Below are 16,420 nucleotides of genomic sequence, written 5' to 3'. Positions count from 1 at the left end.
CAGAAATGACTGAAACCGCAGGGGCACGTGCAGGTGCCCGCAAGACATCCGGCAAGGGTGTCAAGGTTGAGCGGATCTACACCACCCCTGGTGTGCACCCGTACGACGAGGTGACGTGGGAGAAGCGCGACGTCGTCCAGCAGAACTGGAAGACCGGCGAGACGATCTTCGAGCAGCGCGGGGTCGAGTTCCCCGACTTCTGGAGCGTCAACGCCTCCACGATCGTGACCACCAAGTACTTCCGCGGCGCGCTCGGCACCGACAAGCGTGAGACCGGGCTCAAGCAGCTCATCGACCGCGTCGTGCTGACCTACGTCAAGGCGGGCAAGGACCACGGCTACTTCGCCAACGCGGAGGACGCCGAGATCTTCGAGCACGAGCTGACCTACGCCCTGCTGCACCAGGTGTTCAGCTTCAACTCGCCCGTGTGGTTCAACGTCGGCACGCAGAGCCCCCAGCAGGTCAGCGCCTGCTTCATCCTGGCCGTCGACGACTCGATGGACTCGATCCTCAACTGGTACAAGGAAGAGGGCTTCATCTTCAAGGGCGGCTCCGGCGCCGGCCTCAACCTCTCCCGCATCCGCTCCTCCAAGGAGCTGCTGTCCTCCGGTGGCACGGCCTCCGGCCCGGTGTCGTTCATGCGTGGCGCCGACGCGTCCGCAGGGACGATCAAGTCCGGTGGCGCGACCCGTCGGGCGGCCAAGATGGTCGTCCTCGACGTCGACCACCCCGACATCGTGGAGTTCGTCGAGACCAAGGCGCGCGAGGAGGACAAGATCCGCGCGCTGCGTGATGCCGGCTTCGACATGGACCTCGGCGGCAAGGACATCGTCAGCGTCCAGTACCAGAACGCCAACAACTCGGTCCGCGTCAGCGACGAGTTCATGAAGGCGGTCGAGGACGGCACCGAGTTCGGGCTCCGTGCTCGCGACACCGGCGAGGTCATCGAGACCATCGACGCCCGCGAGCTCTTCACCAAGATGGCGCAGGCCGCGTGGGAGTGCGCCGACCCGGGCATCCAGTACGACGACGTCATCAACGACTGGCACACCAACCCGGAGACCGGCCGGATCACCGCGTCCAACCCGTGCTCCGAGTACATGTCGCTCGACAACTCCTCGTGCAACCTGGCGTCGCTCAACCTGCTGAAGTTCCTCAAGGACGACGACACCTTCGACGCCAAGACCTTCCAGAAGGTCGCCGAGCTCGTCATCACCGCGATGGACATCTCGATCTGCTTCGCCGACTTCCCGACCGAGGCGATCGGCGAGACCACCCGTGACTACCGCCAGCTGGGCATCGGCTACGCCAACCTCGGCGCGCTGCTCATGGCGACCGGTCACGGCTACGACTCCGAGGGTGGCCGCTCGCTGGCTGCCGCCATCACCTCGCTGCTCACCGGTGCTGCCTACAAGCGCTCCGCCGAGATCGCCGGCGTCGTCGGCCCGTATGCCGGCTACGCCCGGAACGCGGACGCCCACAAGCGGGTGATGCGCAAGCACCAGAGCGCCAACGACGCGATCCGTCCGCTCGACACGATGGACACCGCGATCCACCGTGCGGCCACCAAGGCCTGGGACGACGTGGTCAAGGTCGGCGAGAAGAACGGCTACCGCAACGCGCAGGCCTCCGTCCTCGCGCCGACCGGCACCATCGGCTTCATGATGGACTGCGACACCACCGGCATCGAGCCCGACTTCTCGCTGGTGAAGTTCAAGAAGCTGGTCGGTGGCGGGTCGATGCAGATCGTCAACCTCACCATCCCGCGTGCGCTCAAGAAGCTGGGCTACACCGGCGAGACCATCGAGGCGATCGTCGAGTTCATCGCCGACAAGGGTCACGTCATCGACGCTCCCGGCCTCAAGACCGAGCACTACGAGATCTTCGACACCGCCATGGGCGCCCGGTCGATCGAGGCCATGGGCCACGTGCGGATGATGGCGGCTGTTCAGCCGTTCCTGTCCGGTGCGATCTCGAAGACGGTCAACCTGCCTGAGAACGCCACGGTCGAGGAGATCGAGGACGTCCACATGCAGGGCTGGAAGYTGGGCCTCAAGGCGATCGCGGTCTACCGCGACAACTGCAAGGTCGGCCAGCCGCTGTCCGATGGTGGCTCGACCGCCAAGGACGCTGCGGCAGACAAGCTCACCGCGGCCGCCGAGGCCAAGGTCGAGAAGGTCATCGAGTACCGCCCGGTGCGCAAGCGCCTGCCGAAGCGCCGGACCTCGCAGACCACGTCGTTTGCGGTCGGTGGCGCCGAGGGTTACCTCACGGCCGGCACCTACGAGTCGGGCGACCTGGGCGAGATCTTCCTCAAGTTCGGCAAGCAGGGCTCGACCCTGGCCGGCGTGATGGACGCCTTCTCGATCGCCGTCTCGATCGGCCTGCAGTACGGCGTGCCGCTGGAGACCTTCGTCGAGAAGTTCACCAACCTGCGGTTCGAGCCTGCTGGTCTGACGGATGACCCCGACGTGCGGATGGCGCAGTCGATCATGGACTACGTGTTCCGTCGCCTGGCGCTGGACCACATGGACTTCGACACCAGGTCGTTCATGGGCATCCACACCGCTGCCGAGCGCGCTCGCCAGCTGGAGACCGGTTCGTACCAGGACACCGAGGCCGACGAGTCGGACGAAGAGCTCGAGGACGAGCTGGAGAACTTCAGCCAGTCCGCTCCCGTCACCAAGCCGGCCGCCGCCGCGACCTCGACCGCCACGGTCGAGGGCAAGGCACTCGACGCCGACTCGGTGAAGTCCGGTGCCGGTGCAGCCTCCGCCCGTGAGGTCTCGGTCGAGGTCCACTCGAGCGCCGAGCTCCTGGAGAAGTTCCAGGGCATCTCCGCCGACGCCCCGATGTGCCTGACCTGCGGCACCAAGATGCGCCCCGCCGGCTCCTGCTACGTCTGCGAAGGCTGCGGAAGCACCAGCGGCTGCAGCTGACCTCGCACTGTCAGACCCGATTGGTAGAAACGACCCAAACAGGTTGGTGCGGCTCGCGATTCGTGAGCCGCACCAACGCAATCGGGTAGCTGGCTGAGCCAGCTGAAACTTGGAAGGTGCCGAATGGCCAGAACTTTGGTGGACCTCTTCGCAGGGTGCGGCGGTCTTGGACTGGGTCTCGAGCGAGCAGGCTTCGAGACGGTGTTTGTGAACGAGCTGCATCAGGACGCGATGGACACGTACCTGCTCAACCGTCCGCTCGGTGACCTCAAGGCGAAGCAGAACCACGCGAACGACATCCTCGAAGTCACCAAAACCCCGGGCGAACTCGAGGCGCTGGCACAGCGGCTCCGTCGGGAGCATGGAGACATCGACTTGGTGGCGGGTGGTCCCCCCTGTCAGGGATACAGCGGGATCGGCCACCGCCGAAGCTTCGTCCTAGCGAAGGAAGAGATTCCGTCCAACCACCTGTACCGGGACATGGCCAAGTTCGTCCAGGCTGTGCAGCCGAAGGCGTTTCTCTTCGAGAACGTTCGCGGGCTCCTGAACGCCCGATGGATCCCGACGGGCGAGAAGGGTGAGATCTGGGAAGAGGTTCGCCAGACCTTCAAGGACATCACCATCAAGCGCGGACGTAAGATCCTCCATTACGAAATTGGTTGGGCGCTCGTGTCAGCCAAGGACTACGGGGTCCCGCAGAACCGACCGCGGGTTCTGATGATTGGGTTCCGTTCGGACATTGCGCCCGCCAAGCGGACCGGACTGGTCGCGGACGGCTACTTGCCCCAGCCCGACGACCAGGGGGCTCCGGACCCGATCGATCTCTTGGGTGACTTGGACGACCCACACTGGATTCGGGGAGGGAGCACGTCCCGCTACCTCGTCGATCCCAAGAACGAGGTGCAGGAGCTCCTTCGCACCACCACTGATGGCAAGTTGCTTTCGAAGGGCGACCCGCTGACGGAGCAGGAGTACGGAAACCACGCCGACCGCATCGTCGCCAAGTTCCAGTACATGCTTGACAACGACGGGCAGATCCCTGTGGAGATGCAGACGAAGAAGTTCGCACAAAGGGTCATTCCCGAGCGTTGGGGGCCGGGTGGCGCGAACATAACGGCGACATCGCTTGCTGATGACTACGTCCACTTCTCCAGGCCTCGCGTGCCCACCGTGCGCGAATGGGCACGGATCCAGATGTTCCCCGACTGGTATCAGTTTGCCGGCAAGCGTACGACGGGTGGACGGCGCCGCGCTGGCGACCCATCGACAGGCGACTGGACGCGCGAGGTGCCCAAATACACGCAGATAGGCAATGCGGTTCCGGTAGCCCTAGCTGAGCGAGTCGGGCAGCACCTGAACAGCCTGCTGGGCGACTAGAAGGTTCTGCGCGGTTCCAAGACGTGGGTCTGGGACTGTGGGATGAGCAAGTGGCGCGACTCTGGCCAGATCTTGAAGAGGTAGCCATGATCTCGGGTCGCGCCRCTTGCTCGGAGGGACAAGGTGAAGTCCATGGTTACAGTCCCGTCATCGATGAGAGGACCGAAGTTCGCTGTCAACGGACCTTGCGAGTGGACCACCTGCCGGTAGTGGAAGTACTCAACGCCGCCTTGTGCAACTGTGTCGGCGACCACCCAGAAGGTGGACTGGTGCTTTTCGCGAAGCTTCGCCTCGAGTGTCTCTAGAGGCCATTGGACCACCGGACCCGGGTTGATTCCTGAGCTGGCACGACACTCAACAGCTCCAGCCTCTGTCACCTTGAGATGCAGGCCCTGGGGATTCGGCCTGTTCGTGACGGTCACGTACAGCTCCGGTCCGATCCGGCCGGGGTAGCCGTGACGCTCGAGAATCGCTCGACCATTGCCGCACCGGCTTGAAGCCCAGTCTGGGGTCTTTGAGAAGAGAGTCACACGTGTACCCGAGCGGTCTCTCGAGGGTACACGTCGCTGGGCTTTGAGCTCGATGCCCTTGTAGTCCGGCGCCTGACGCGAGTTTGCCCCAATCCCTAAGAGGGATTCCAAGGTGAAGCCGATGCCGGTGGGGCCGTTGCGCATCGAACGGATGTAGCCGCGGTCCGCTATGAGACGGACCTTTTCGAGCAGTTCGGACGCCGTCGACAGGTCGTCTCGGTTGATTCCTGTGACCACTTGCCGAAGCGGAGACCCGTGCGACTGCAGGCTGTTCATGATGCTGGGATCGCTCAGATTTGCGATGCTCAGCTTCCCGCACCAGGCAAGCAAGGCCAGCAAATTGCCGGGCCGTGCGAAGTCGCCAAGTCCATATAGCCAGATCCGCGGGTCGCCCTGCTTCGATTGTGGACGATAGAGCGACACTTTCGTGGGCACGACGCCAGTGGCAGTTAGATACTCGGCCGGGATGATCAGCTTGTGCCCGGGCTCTTGAGCCTGCTTGCCATAGTCGTGGACCCCATGAATCCTGAGGAAGTCTCGCAGGGGCGCGTGCGCGTCCAAAATTCCCTTGGAGAGTCCGGTCTCGGTTGGCACCAGATATCCAGCTTCAACGCCGAAGGCGGCGAACTCGCTCATGGCGTACTCGATCGGGAAGTCCGACTGACTCAGCACTTGTGGTCCATCCTTGGCTCGGCTTTTCGGTGCGAGTCAGGCTAGAGGCACGTCGGACCGATTTCAGGCGATCGGAACAAATCAGCCCATTCGGCGCGCCTCGAGAGCGGTCGTCACCTTGCTGACCATGTCCTGCAGCGGCTCATGCTCCCAACAACGCACAACCCTCCAGCCGTGTTCGGCCAGAATCTGATCGGTGTTGCGGTCCCGCGCTTCGTTGCCCCGAAGCTTCCAGGTCCACCACTCGCGATTGCGCTCCGGAATTCGCCCATGAACGGGGCAGCTGTGCCAGAAGCAGCCATCCACGAACACGGCGATCTTGTGTCGTGTGAAGGCGATGTCGATCTTGCGCCGCGCGGCCCCTGGCACGGCAAGATGGACGCGGTATCTCCACCCGAGTGCGTGCAGTCCGCGGCGAAGAGCCATTTCCGGCTTCGTTTCACCTCGTGGAAAGGTGGACATCTTCGCCGACAACCACGCTTCCTCCGGGCTGAGCCGGGCTGGCTCCAATTTGGCTCCCAACGTCCCAGTTCGATCAGGTCGACGCCTGCAGGCCCGTTGCTCGTCGCGTGCCCGACCCGACTCAAGGACGGCCCAGCTCCGTGGCACCGGCGGCTGTCCAACGTGGTCAGCCGCGATCGATCGAGCCCAATGTTACGAGGGACGCCGACAAGACGAGCCCAACGCGGCCCAATCCTACGGGGAAGAAGGAGGGCTAGTCGGCCCAGTCGTGCTGATTCGTGATTCGAGGCGCGAGATCCGTTGCTCAAGTCTTACGTTGCGAACTTCGGATTGCCGAAGGTCATTGTTCGCCGTTTGTACCATTTGTATGACAGGCAAGAGGATTCCGCCGAATGCGAGGAGCGCCCCGAGGACCGCGCCGATTGAAATGGTTCGGAAGCTTCTTGCTGTTTTGGCAGACTCTTCCTGAGCCTGAACGGCGGTGGCGATGGCAGCAGGAATGCTGCTCTGTGGGGGTTTATCCGAACCAACCGCGTCTCGCAAGAAGCTCGATATTGAACTGTCCGCCGAGCCATAGTGTACGAAGGGGGTGAACTCTCCTTGCCTATTGGGGTTGCTCGGAGACGAGGGCACCTGAAAGACCCGATTGCGTGACAACTTGGTGAACTCTGCCCAGATGAGGGGAGCACCAGCCCGAAATTCGTATGACTTTTGGGTAAGATTGTGCAGCGGTATGTGGAGTTTCCCTACATACCCTGGGTCCACCAGGGGTCCAGTGCCGAGTAGTAGTCCCTTGTACACATGGTCGATTACGAGGTTGAATCTCATAGCCATGTAGTCAGGAATTTGGAAGATGGGCTCGAGGGTCAGGAAAGCGATTGTGTTTCCCTCAAGGACGAACCTCTCCGTGGCATTCCTCAGAGCAAATTCCGGATGGGTTCTCGGCAGGAGAGTCCCTTCCACGCTGCGCCCGGCGGCATCTACATACCGAAAATCGCCGGCGATGCGGATTCGCAGGGAGGCTGATTTTAGATCGCTTGCCCTTGCGGGGTAGACCATTCCCGTGGTCGCGAGGTAGTCGGCGACGTCGGCCACGTTGAGAAGTGCCGCCTCGACTTCCGGAAAGGGGTCGATCGTGCGAAAGCGGTTAAATGCTTTCCGCGCCGCTTCTGGCGTGTCGAACGCGTCATTAACCAGACGTGCATTCGTAAGGGCAGCCGAAATGCGGGCGCTATTCATGTCGGCAATGAGCTCGGCCTCGGTAGGCGGCAGAGGGGCAGATGTGTACGGATCTGACGGAGCACTCTTCAGTCTCGGACGTGTCACGTTTAGCCTCGCAATTTGTCTGGAGAGATGGTAATGAAGATCGACCGCCGATCCATCATGGACTCGAAGAGACGCAAGATATGCTCAACCTCCTTTGAGAGCCTGTCATAATCACCTGAGTTGTTCAGGCGATAGTCGGCTAGGGCTTCCAACTGCTCAATCTCGCCTTCAACTTGATGGCTATCCGCTCTCTCGAATTCCTCGTCTGTTCCTCCGCGCACGGCAAATCTCTTCCTGCGCTCTTCGCGATCCGTGTTCATGTGAACGTGGATGAGATTGCCCGCTGTTTGCTCGCGCATGTAGGCGATATCCTCGAGCCATCTGGCCCCGTCAATAGCCACGGGCGCCGCTACGGGCGACTTCTCCAGTAGGCGGCGGCCCAACTCTCTTTGTCCCAGCTCGCGGTGCATCTCTAAGCCAATTTGTTGCATAACGTTCCTGCCCGTGCCCAGCCCTCGATTCCGACATTCATCCGCGACGACTTCACTGTAGACGCCGTACGTAAATCCAGCTTCCGCAATGGCGCGGCCGAGCGACGTCTTTCCGGCAGCAATCTTGCCCGAGATGATCACGCCAGAATGGTAAGTGTCTGTTGCGCGGTTTAAGTCTGGGATGATCATCGGTTCTTCGCGCACGGTTCCGAGCGCCTCGTATCTACCGTCCAGGAAGAATAGTCCAACCAGTGCGCTGGTGACTGCATCTAGTTCGTCGTGGTTCGGATCCTTGGTGGTAAGGTGCCACCCGATACTCTCGAGCGACTCGTGCAGATACTTGAGACCCACCTGTTTGCGCGGCATCGCGAGAATGTCTTGAGCCGCACCTGGGAAACTTTCAATGCAGGGAATACCCAGTTGGCGGATCTGAGAAGCCAAATTGATCCCTCGTCGAGTGAGTTGCTGCATGCTCGGAAGGAGAGCGGGGTACACGTTGACACCTCGACGCTTGAGTTCTCGTTCTGCCCACCTCATGATGCCGAATTCGTCCCGACCGGGATCGTCGTCAGTCACGACGATACGGCCGAAGGGCAGTGACAGCGGTGCATCAATGGATACAAGCTTGGTTCCGGAGCCGTGCACGATTCCCAAGATCTCCTCGTCGGTCGAGGCAAGGCARGTATCTACCTGACCGTCACGGATGATGGCGATGCCCGATGCACGGCGTTCGCTTCCTGTGAGGTCGATGCCCATTACCGGCCCAGGATCGTAAGCTCTATCGGCGCGGACTATAACTGGCATCGCATCTGATTTAAAATTGCTCACGACCGACCGAAGATTCTTCTGAGAAATTAAGGATCGATCGAGCTGTGGAACGATCGCAGCCACCGCCTGTGCGGCCCCCAGGATCAATTCGGAGGGTGTGGAAGAAAGAAGTTCATCCTGTGCCAGAGCAATTCGAGAGGTCTTACCCAGTAGCAGGGCCAGTCCCCGCACATCATAGTAGTTGTATGTGAGTAGCCGCCGCATTGCCGCGGTGTCTCCTCTACAAGCAGATTGCCACAGGCCAGGGGCGGATTCACCCCGAATCTCGCGAAGTGCCTTGGGACGCCTTATGCCAAGACGCGTCTCAACGTCCTTTAGCGAGCCCCCGAAGCCCGTGCGTCGAGCGAGAAACCTCAAATCAACCGAGACAAGGTCCGGAAGACTCACAGTGGAGCGCAGGAATGGAAGATCAAACAACGAACCGTTAAATGTGACGACTATTGGGTGAGTCGAAAGTACGTCAAGAAACGTTTCACTGGGGCGGATGTCTCGGCCTAGTGCTTCGTACTTCCATTCGCCGTCGACCCCCCAACCGATAATGGTCAGATTGTGGTAGCGGCGGCTCAAACCGGTCGTTTCGATGTCCAGGAAGACGACTTGCTCCGGAAACTCGAGAGCGAGCAAGTACCATTGCGGAAGGGGAAGGTGCTTGCTCAAACCCAACGCATCGCGAGCCTTCAATAGCTCAATGAGATCTTCAGGAGAGCCTGGCTCTGATGTACCAAAAAGAGTCGGCTCTGAGTCCCTCGCAACGTCTGTCCACCGCCAGCGGCCCGCGGCCCTCAGTTGTCCCGCCCGCACATGTCCAATCCCGGAAATGGCCTGGAGGACGCGATCAGCGAACAACTTGCCTTCCTGATGTAGGTGAAGTCCGAATGGCGCTTCGTCGCCTAGGCTGCATCGAAGTGCTCGTCGAGTCGTCTACGCTCATGTAGGCCGCGCGGGTCCATCCCTACCAGGTCAAATTTTCGGCCCAACTGATTCTCCAGAGCAGCAATCGAGTCACTTATTGCGCGCCTTCCGTCGTGGGTTGATGCGTCCGCAATATAGTCGGCGTGGTTTAGAACTAGGGTCGTGGGCCTGTTGACCGCCAGCGCGCGACGGACTTCGTCTAGGTTGAAATTGCCTATCCTGCGGACTCTTCCAGTGACGGTTGTGTATTCGCACAGATCAGGGCGACCGCTCTGTGAAGCTATCGTTGGCCACGTTGTCTCTCCAGCGAGAGGGCCAGAGTGTCCACTTACCCGGATGGCATTGGCTCTGCACACCAATACGATGTCATCCACGGCGAGCGGGCTGATTCCTGCCTCGGACAGGGCGCCGGCGGCGCTAGTGTCCCGGCTTGTGGCAAATGGGTATGAAGCGCCGTGAAGGAGGGAGAGCCCGAATCCTTGTGTTCCTTCGACAATGATCCGCCGATCCATGTCGATGGCCGATGCAAGAAATTCGTTCGTATCGGCGAGGAACGGCCTCAGATAGGAAACGCTTTTGGCTAGCGTCGAGTCTCCGGTTCGAAGAACCCGTTCAGCCACCGCTGCACCGGTGCCGGACTGAGTGGAGCCGATGGAATCCCCCATCCTCGACCCGACCTCTCGAGTGACGTGACGCGCAGTCACGATGAATGCACGTGGATCGATTGTGAGTCGGTTCGGCCCAACCCCGTATGCGTCGATCTCGCTCCGTAGAACGTCCAGATTGAGGTATGCGCCCGGTGGAATAACCAAGCTGCTTGACGGATCCAGTGCGGCAGTGACCGGTAGTTGTCGTAAAATATGCCGATTGCCGGCGTCGTCTAGCACCGTGTGCCCGCTATTTGGGCCGCCCACTCGCACGACGATGGCACTTGAATATCGCTTGGCCAGGTGGCCAACAACCTTGCCCTTGCCCTCGCTACCGTATTGGGCACCTACTACGACTGAAACTGGCACGCCGGTTCTCCCTTCCGCTACGCCACAGCCTAGGGCCTAGGCCCGACGACTTCCTTGAGGCAGGTCCGCGTTCGGCATGGTCGCCGGCTGACTAGCGGACTCCGGTGATCCTTGTGGTGGCGCCCCAGGGGGCGGTGAACTTCTTGGGCGCCGCGAAGGTGCCCCTGCCGGTGCCGGCATACACGTAGTCGACGTTGCCGGGCGTGCGGCCGATGAGGTCGGCCTTGCCGTCTCCGGTGAGGTCAGCGGTTGAGAGCACCGTGTTGTAGGCCTGCCAGCCGGTCGAGACGAAGACGCCGGGCAGGTAACCGGTCGCGGTGGCCGTGCCGATGCCGGTGCCGCGGTAGAGGTACAGCTTGCCGGTGGGGGTGCGTCCGAGAAGGTCGGCCTGGCCGTCGCCAGTGACGTCGCCCGGCGTGATCACCTGAGCCAGCGACTGCCAGTTGGTGCCGATGCGGGTCCAGGTGCCGGTGAAGCCGCTCTTGCCGTCACCGACAATCATCCACAGCTCGCCATTGGCCTTGCGCGCCAACAGGTCTGGCTTGTGGTCGCCGGTCCAGTCTCCCGGCGTGAGCAGGTCGGTGTAGGCCTTCCACGTCTGGGACAACAGGATGCGGGCGCCCATCACGCCGCCCTTGCCATTGCCCTTGTAGAGGTAGGCCCAGCCCTCCGGCGTGACCGCAACGATGTCGGCGAGCCGGTCGCCGGACAGGTCGCCGGGGGAGACGACCTGGCTGTAGATGTTCCAGCCGGTGCCGATCCGGGTGGGAGTGCCGATGCCGCCGACCTTGGCGGGGTAGAAGTAGAGGTCGCCGGCCGACGTGCGACCGATGACGTCGCCGCGCCCGTCGGCGTTGAACCCGACGATCGGCTTCGCCGGCACGCTCGGCACGTTCGTCGTGGGCGTGGGCGTGGGCACGGTGGGCACGGGCGTCGGCGGCGGTGGGGGAGCGGCGGTTTTCGTGTAGGTGAGTCCGGACAGCGCGCGCCAGTCGTTGGCTGCGACCTTGCCGGTCACCGACAGCACGGCGGCCTTCTGGAAGCGCTGCACGGCGCTAACCGTGCCGGTGCCGTACGCGCCGTCTGCAGTGCCCGCGGCATACCCACGCCTGTTGAGCTCGAGCTGGAGGTCACGCACGGCCCAGCCCTTGGAGCCGGTGGCCAGGGTGAGCGTGCCGTAGGTGGCGAACAGCTTCGCGGTGGCGACCGGAGTCGGGGGCGGCGGCACAGAGGTCTTCGCGTACGCAGTGGCCTTGCTGCGGATGGTCGCCATGAGCGGGTAGAGGTACTGGCCGGGGCACAGCGTGTAGGACGTGTTCTGGTGCGCGTTGAGGGTCTGGAGGGTGGCGACGACGCCGGCTGCGTACTTGGTGCCGGTGCCGCCCGCGGAGGTCAGCTTTGTTGTGGCGGACGGGTCGACGCCGTACTGCGAGAGCTTCCAGCCGGCGACCTTGGCGAGTGAGTCGACCATGACGGCCGGGGGCTTGGCGGTCTGGTAGTTGCCGAGCGCGGCGACGCCCATCGTGTTGGTGTTGAAGCCCATCGCGTGGGCGCCGCGCACAGCTGAAGTGATCGAGCCGGCCCGGCCCTCGTAGATCCGGCCGAACTTGTCGACGAGGAAGTTGTAGGCGATGTCGGACCAGCCCAGGCCCTTGGTGTCGTAGGCGTAGATGCCGCGGATCTGGGCGGCGGCCGTGGCTTCGGTGTAGTCGTTCGAGCTGGCGGTGTGGTGGATCGTGATCGCCTTGACGGTCGTGTTATAGGTCGTCGACCCACGCAGCGACTCGTCGGCGCCCCACTGCTTGCGCGTGATGATCGTGGGCATCGCCGCGGCGGCTGAGGCGGAGGCGGCGGGCGTCTTCACAGTCAGGTCGTCGTCGGCGGACGACGTGCCCGGGTTGATCGTCGTGACCTGCACGTCGGGCAGTGGCTGGCCCTTCGGGGTGTCGACGCGCACCTGGATCGCCGTGGCCCCGTCGGTGACGAGGGGGTTCGTGCCGAGGCGGGCAGTGACGGACTCACCGGTCCCGCTCTGGGGGCCCTCGTCGGTCACGCCGGGCGTCTCCCAGGCGCTCCAGCCGGTGTCCTCACGCACGCGGAGCTGCACGATGACGTCGTCGTTGGTGAGCCCGGTCGTGCGGGACCACGAGACTCCCGCGACGGTGAACCGCGACCGCTCCTGGACGGGGGTGAGCGTGCTGATGGCGCGGCCGGGGTGGAGGACGCGGTGGTTCCAGAGCTGGCCCTTGGCGACGGCGTCCACGCCGTGGATCGCGGTCGACTGAACGCGCGGGGCAACGGGATGGGCCGTGTCCGTGGAGGCGAATGACACCGTGGGGAGGGCCACGAAGACGGGGGTGATGACCAGGGCAGCGAGGGAGGCGGGGAGAAGGCGCACGAGTTACGTCCGGGGGGATCGTGGGAGGCGGGGGGCTGGTGTGACGACAGTGAAGAGTGGCATCTGCAACGATCTGGTGCCGCATTGATCACGGAAACAGGTCCGTTCGGACGATCCGCCTTCGGCGTGTCGCGACGACTCGCCGCGAGTGGAGGCAGTGAGGCGCAAACAGACGAGTCATCGTCCGTTCGGACGACCCGCGAATCGGCTGAAAGCGCTTACTAAGCCACGGAAGACGCCTTTCGGACTGAGTTCCGTAATCCTGTCCAAGGCCCGCATTTCGGGCATACGTATGGCCGCTTCCGCAACAGTCGGCCGCCCTAAGTCATGGAGGAAAGACGAGATGAGCACGCCCGCGGGCTGGTACCCGCAGAACGACGGTCAGCAGCGCTACTGGGACGGTCAGCAGTGGACGGAGCACTTCGCTCCGGGATCCACCGATGCTCCGGTCCCCACGGCTGTCGCGCCGAAGCCCAAGCGCGCTTGGTACGTCAAGAAGCGCGTGCTGATCCCGGCCGGGATCGTCGCCGTGGCCATCTTCGCCAGCGCCCTCGGCGGCGGCGGCGATGCGACGGAGCCGGTGTCCGCGTCCAGCCCCACCACCTCGGCCAGCTCCGAGGCTGCTGCCCCCGCAGCGAAGTCCGCGGCCCCCAAGCCCGCGGCCCCCAAGCCCGCGGCGCCGAAGCTGACGTCCGGTCAGAAGAACGCGCTGCGCTCGGCCGAGAACTACGTGTCCCTGATGGCCATGTCGAAGGCCGGTCTGATCCGCCAGCTGTCGTCCCCCGCGGGCGACGGATACTCAAAAGCTGACGCGACCTACGCCGCCAACCACGTCAAGGTCGACTGGAACGCCGAGGCGGTCGAGTCTGCGAAGAACTACATGGAGATCATGCCGATGTCTCGCTCGGCGCTGATCCGGCAGCTGTCCTCGTCGGCTGGTGACCAGTTCACCAAGGCGCAGGCGACCCAGGCTGCTGACGCGGTCCTCTGACGTAACGCTGCTGGACGAGCTCGCCCGATGACCAGGTCGTAGCTCGCAGGTGTGCACAAGCGGGTCCGTACCTCCCGGAATGGAGGGACGGGCCCGCTCGCGTCATCTGAACCAGGAACCCCTCCCGGGCCGCTCCCGACTTGCTGCCACTGGTGCCTCACGAGTGGCCCGGATCGGGGGATCGGTGAGGTACAGGTGGCCACAAGTGGGAGGAGCGCCCTCAGGCCGGGGGCGGGAGGGTGACGCCGAAGCCGGCCACGGCAAGTCGCAGCAGCACCTGACCCGGCGCCAGCAGGTCGGCGATGCGGGCGGCGCTGAGCACTTCGAGCTCAGCCAGCCGCGCGGCATACGCCTCGGGTCCGGCGACGCGCGCGTGCTGGAGCTCGACGGTGTTGTGCCACACCTTCTGGCGGGCTTCGCGCAGGAATCGCTTGCTGCTCAAGCGGTTCAGCGGTTGGAGCACCCGATCGAGCAGCGAGCGTGCGCCGCCCAGCTCGTCGTCCTCGGCGGCGACTCGGCCCGACAGCACGCCGTCGATGCGTTCGTGGTCGCGCTGCCTGCGCCCCATGACCACCGGATCCCCGAACTCCGCGTCGCTGATCACCGCGAGCAGCGCCTGGGGGAGGTCGTAGTTGATGTGCGCGTTGATGCCGAGCAAGACATGGCGCAACGCCGGCAGCGACTCCGGCGCGTCGAAGGCGAGCCGCCAGGGACGCGGCACCTCGTGACTGCCGACGAGGTCGAGCTCGAGGGCTTCCAGGTAGAGCTCGGCGAACGCCACGTCCCACTGCTCCACCCACTCCGGATCCTCGAACTGCGCGTCCGCGATCGCCTTGCCCACGGCGATGGTCGTGCGCCGATAGGTGTCGAGGAAGACTCGCTGCGCGGTGCGCTCGGGAGGCATCCGGTCGAGCCGGGCTTCCATGGCAGCAACGACCATGGCGATGTCGCGCGTGGGCATCTGCACCCCCTGACGGGCTGGGCCTGCGCGACTAGTATCCGACTGACGGCCGACGTTGTCAGCGGCCCGATTGCGGAGAGTCAGGTGCGCCGTGACCAGCCTGAGCCGGCACAGTCCGCGCGACTTCGACCCCGTCGCGCTCGGGCACCACGAGACCCTCGCGTGGGCCAGCTACTACCGGCGCGAGTGGTGGCCTGCGCTGCGGTCGTTCGTCGGGATGATCGACCAGGGCTTCGGGCTCGGGCCACGGCGCACCCTCATCGGCGCGTGGCACGTGCTGAAGGCCAACAAGGCGTGGGCACCGGTGCCCACCAACGATCCTGACGCCGCGCGCGCCTCGATGCGTCGGTTCTACGAGCTCGTCCTCACGCAGTCCGACCTCGACTTCGACCCGGTGCGCGCCTCGGAGCTCGAGGTCGAGTGGTGGCGCGCCCACCGGGCCCGCCAACGCGACGACGCAGCCACCAGGGAGGAGCTCGAGCGAGCCCTCGTCGACCTCTACTCCTACGTCTACTCCGCGCCGCCCGAGTCGATGCACGAGGCCGCCCGCTGGCGCGCCGAGGCGATGGACCTCTCTGATGCCTGGGTCGAGGGCGGCTGCGACCTCGCCGACCCACGCCTCGCCGCCGAGCGCCGCGCCCTCGTCGCCTCCTACGCGGCGTTGCTCGACTCGGTCACCCGGGTGCCGACATGAGCCAGCCAGGCGCGCGACCGCCCGCGAGTCACGATCGCGCAGGCCAGTGCGACGACCGGGTGCTGACCACGACCCGGGCGCTCTCCGCCTTCATCGCCCCCTTCCTGCTCGTGGCCTTCGTCATCCTCTACGGCTTCCCGGGCGAGACCGCGCGCCTGTGGTCCTGGCAGATCCAGTCCCACATGACCTCGATGCTGCTGGCCTCCGCCTACCTCGGCGGTTGCTACTTCTTCCTCCGCGTCCTCCTGGTGGAGCGGCGGTGGGCCGAGGTGCGCGCCGGCTTCGTGTCGGTGGCGCTGTTCGCCAGCCTCTTGGGCATCGCGACGATCATCCACTGGGACAAGTTCTCCCACGACAAGGTCGCCTTCTGGCTGTGGGCCGGCCTCTACTTCACCGCGCCCTTCCTCGTCGTCGCGGCCTGGCTCGCCAACCAGCGGTATGCCGCGCCACCGGCTCCGGACGCACCTCGCCTCGGCCGCGTGGCCCGGACAGTCGTGGCTGGGACGGGCGCGCTCGCCCTCGTCACCGGCGTGCTCCTCTTCGTCGCACCAGCCCGCGCGATCCCGCTCTGGCCGTGGCCGCTCACCCCGCTGACCAGTCGAGTCGTGGGTGCGACGTTCTGCCTCGGCACGGCCGGCCTCGGGGTGCTGAGGGACCCACGGTGGGAGACCGTCCGGGTGATGCGCCGGGTGCAGCTCGTGATGTTCGCCCTCATCCTGGTGGCCGTCGTGCGCGCGCGACACGAGTTCTTCACGGACCGTCCGCTGACCTGGGTGATGGGGGTGGGGTTCGTCGTGGCGTTCGCCGGGTCGGCCGCCTCCGCGCTCTCCCCGCCCCGCGGCATACCCACTGCCGCGACTCCGCGGCATACGCCCTGATTTGC

12 protein-coding genes are annotated in these 16,420 nt (G+C 64.2%); 5 read left to right on the top strand and 7 right to left on the bottom strand.

Going from position 1 to position 16,420, the window contains the following annotated elements; all coding sequences use genetic code 11:
* The first annotated feature begins 5 nt into the window (after positions 1–5).
* Together ACXJKD_RS04145 and ACXJKD_RS04140 are read left to right on the top strand one after the other, a co-directional pair.
* Positions 6–2,939 (top strand): vitamin B12-dependent ribonucleotide reductase, encoded by a 2,934-nt coding sequence (locus tag ACXJKD_RS04145; protein ID WP_457253141.1) that lies wholly within the window; start codon positions 6–8, stop codon positions 2,937–2,939.
* 138 nt (positions 2,940–3,077) lie between these two features.
* Positions 3,078–4,316 carry a DNA cytosine methyltransferase gene (locus ACXJKD_RS04140; protein ID WP_457253140.1) on the top strand — a complete coding sequence of 413 codons (1,239 nt, stop codon included), beginning with the start codon at positions 3,078–3,080 and terminating at the stop codon, positions 4,314–4,316.
* Here the strand turns inward: ACXJKD_RS04140 and ACXJKD_RS04135 are convergent.
* From ACXJKD_RS04135 to ACXJKD_RS04110, 6 genes are all read right to left on the bottom strand, one after another.
* Positions 4,313–5,482, bottom strand: a complete 1,170-nt coding sequence (locus ACXJKD_RS04135; protein WP_457253139.1) for an MvaI/BcnI family restriction endonuclease — start codon at positions 5,480–5,482, stop codon at positions 4,313–4,315. The genes ACXJKD_RS04140 and ACXJKD_RS04135 overlap by 4 nt on opposite strands.
* Positions 5,483–5,599: 117 nt before the next feature.
* Positions 5,600–5,992 carry a very short patch repair endonuclease gene (locus ACXJKD_RS04130; RefSeq protein WP_457253138.1) on the bottom strand — a complete coding sequence of 131 codons (393 nt, stop codon included), beginning with the start codon at positions 5,990–5,992 and terminating at the stop codon, positions 5,600–5,602.
* Between the two features lie 222 nt (positions 5,993–6,214).
* On the bottom strand, positions 6,215–7,219 hold the full coding sequence (locus tag ACXJKD_RS04125; RefSeq protein WP_457253137.1) for a hypothetical protein: 1,005 nt from the start codon (positions 7,217–7,219) through the stop codon (positions 6,215–6,217).
* An 89-nt stretch (positions 7,220–7,308) separates the two neighbouring features.
* Positions 7,309–9,222 carry a ribonuclease H-like domain-containing protein gene (locus ACXJKD_RS04120; protein WP_457253136.1) on the bottom strand — a complete coding sequence of 638 codons (1,914 nt, stop codon included), beginning with the start codon at positions 9,220–9,222 and terminating at the stop codon, positions 7,309–7,311.
* A 233-nt stretch (positions 9,223–9,455) separates the two neighbouring features.
* Positions 9,456–10,493 (bottom strand): adenylosuccinate synthetase, encoded by a 1,038-nt coding sequence (locus tag ACXJKD_RS04115; RefSeq protein ID WP_457253135.1) that lies wholly within the window; start codon positions 10,491–10,493, stop codon positions 9,456–9,458.
* A 91-nt stretch (positions 10,494–10,584) separates the two neighbouring features.
* Positions 10,585–12,891, bottom strand: coding sequence for an FG-GAP-like repeat-containing protein (locus tag ACXJKD_RS04110; RefSeq protein ID WP_457253134.1), 2,307 nt, complete (start codon positions 12,889–12,891; stop codon positions 10,585–10,587).
* 343 nt (positions 12,892–13,234) lie between these two features.
* Between ACXJKD_RS04110 and ACXJKD_RS04105 the strand changes: the two genes are divergently transcribed.
* The gene (locus ACXJKD_RS04105) at positions 13,235–13,882 is read left to right on the top strand and encodes an Ltp family lipoprotein (protein WP_457253133.1); all 648 of its coding nucleotides are present in this window, start codon (positions 13,235–13,237) and stop codon (positions 13,880–13,882) included.
* Positions 13,883–14,102: 220 nt separating this feature from the next.
* Here ACXJKD_RS04105 and ACXJKD_RS04100 read toward each other — a convergent pair whose 3' ends face one another.
* On the bottom strand, positions 14,103–14,843 hold the full coding sequence (locus ACXJKD_RS04100) for a DUF5995 family protein (RefSeq protein ID WP_457253132.1): 741 nt from the start codon (positions 14,841–14,843) through the stop codon (positions 14,103–14,105).
* Between the two features lie 91 nt (positions 14,844–14,934).
* Between ACXJKD_RS04100 and ACXJKD_RS04095 the strand changes: the two genes are divergently transcribed.
* Positions 14,935–15,537, top strand: a complete 603-nt coding sequence (locus tag ACXJKD_RS04095) for a hypothetical protein (RefSeq protein WP_457253131.1) — start codon at positions 14,935–14,937, stop codon at positions 15,535–15,537.
* Positions 15,534–16,415, top strand: a complete 882-nt coding sequence (locus tag ACXJKD_RS04090; RefSeq protein ID WP_457253130.1) for a hypothetical protein — start codon at positions 15,534–15,536, stop codon at positions 16,413–16,415. The genes ACXJKD_RS04095 and ACXJKD_RS04090 overlap by 4 nt, the downstream gene beginning before the upstream one ends.
* Positions 16,416–16,420: the final 5 nt, after the last annotated feature.

The organism is Pedococcus sp. P5_B7 (genome assembly GCF_054049895.1).
The sequence above is the reverse complement of the archived record's forward strand: the minus strand, read 5'-3'. Positions and strand labels throughout refer to the sequence as shown.

What these genes read in the sequence shown, in the direction of transcription:
- ACXJKD_RS04125 (WP_457253137.1), bottom strand. Translation starts at nt 7,219, where the DNA reads ATGAATAGCGCCCGCATTTCGGCTGCCCTTACGAATGCACGTCTGGTT.
- ACXJKD_RS04105 (WP_457253133.1), top strand. Translation starts at nt 13,235, where the DNA reads ATGAGCACGCCCGCGGGCTGGTACCCGCAGAACGACGGTCAGCAGCGC.
- ACXJKD_RS04100 (WP_457253132.1), bottom strand. Translation starts at nt 14,843, where the DNA reads ATGCCCACGCGCGACATCGCCATGGTCGTTGCTGCCATGGAAGCCCGG.
- ACXJKD_RS04090 (WP_457253130.1), top strand. Translation starts at nt 15,534, where the DNA reads ATGAGCCAGCCAGGCGCGCGACCGCCCGCGAGTCACGATCGCGCAGGC.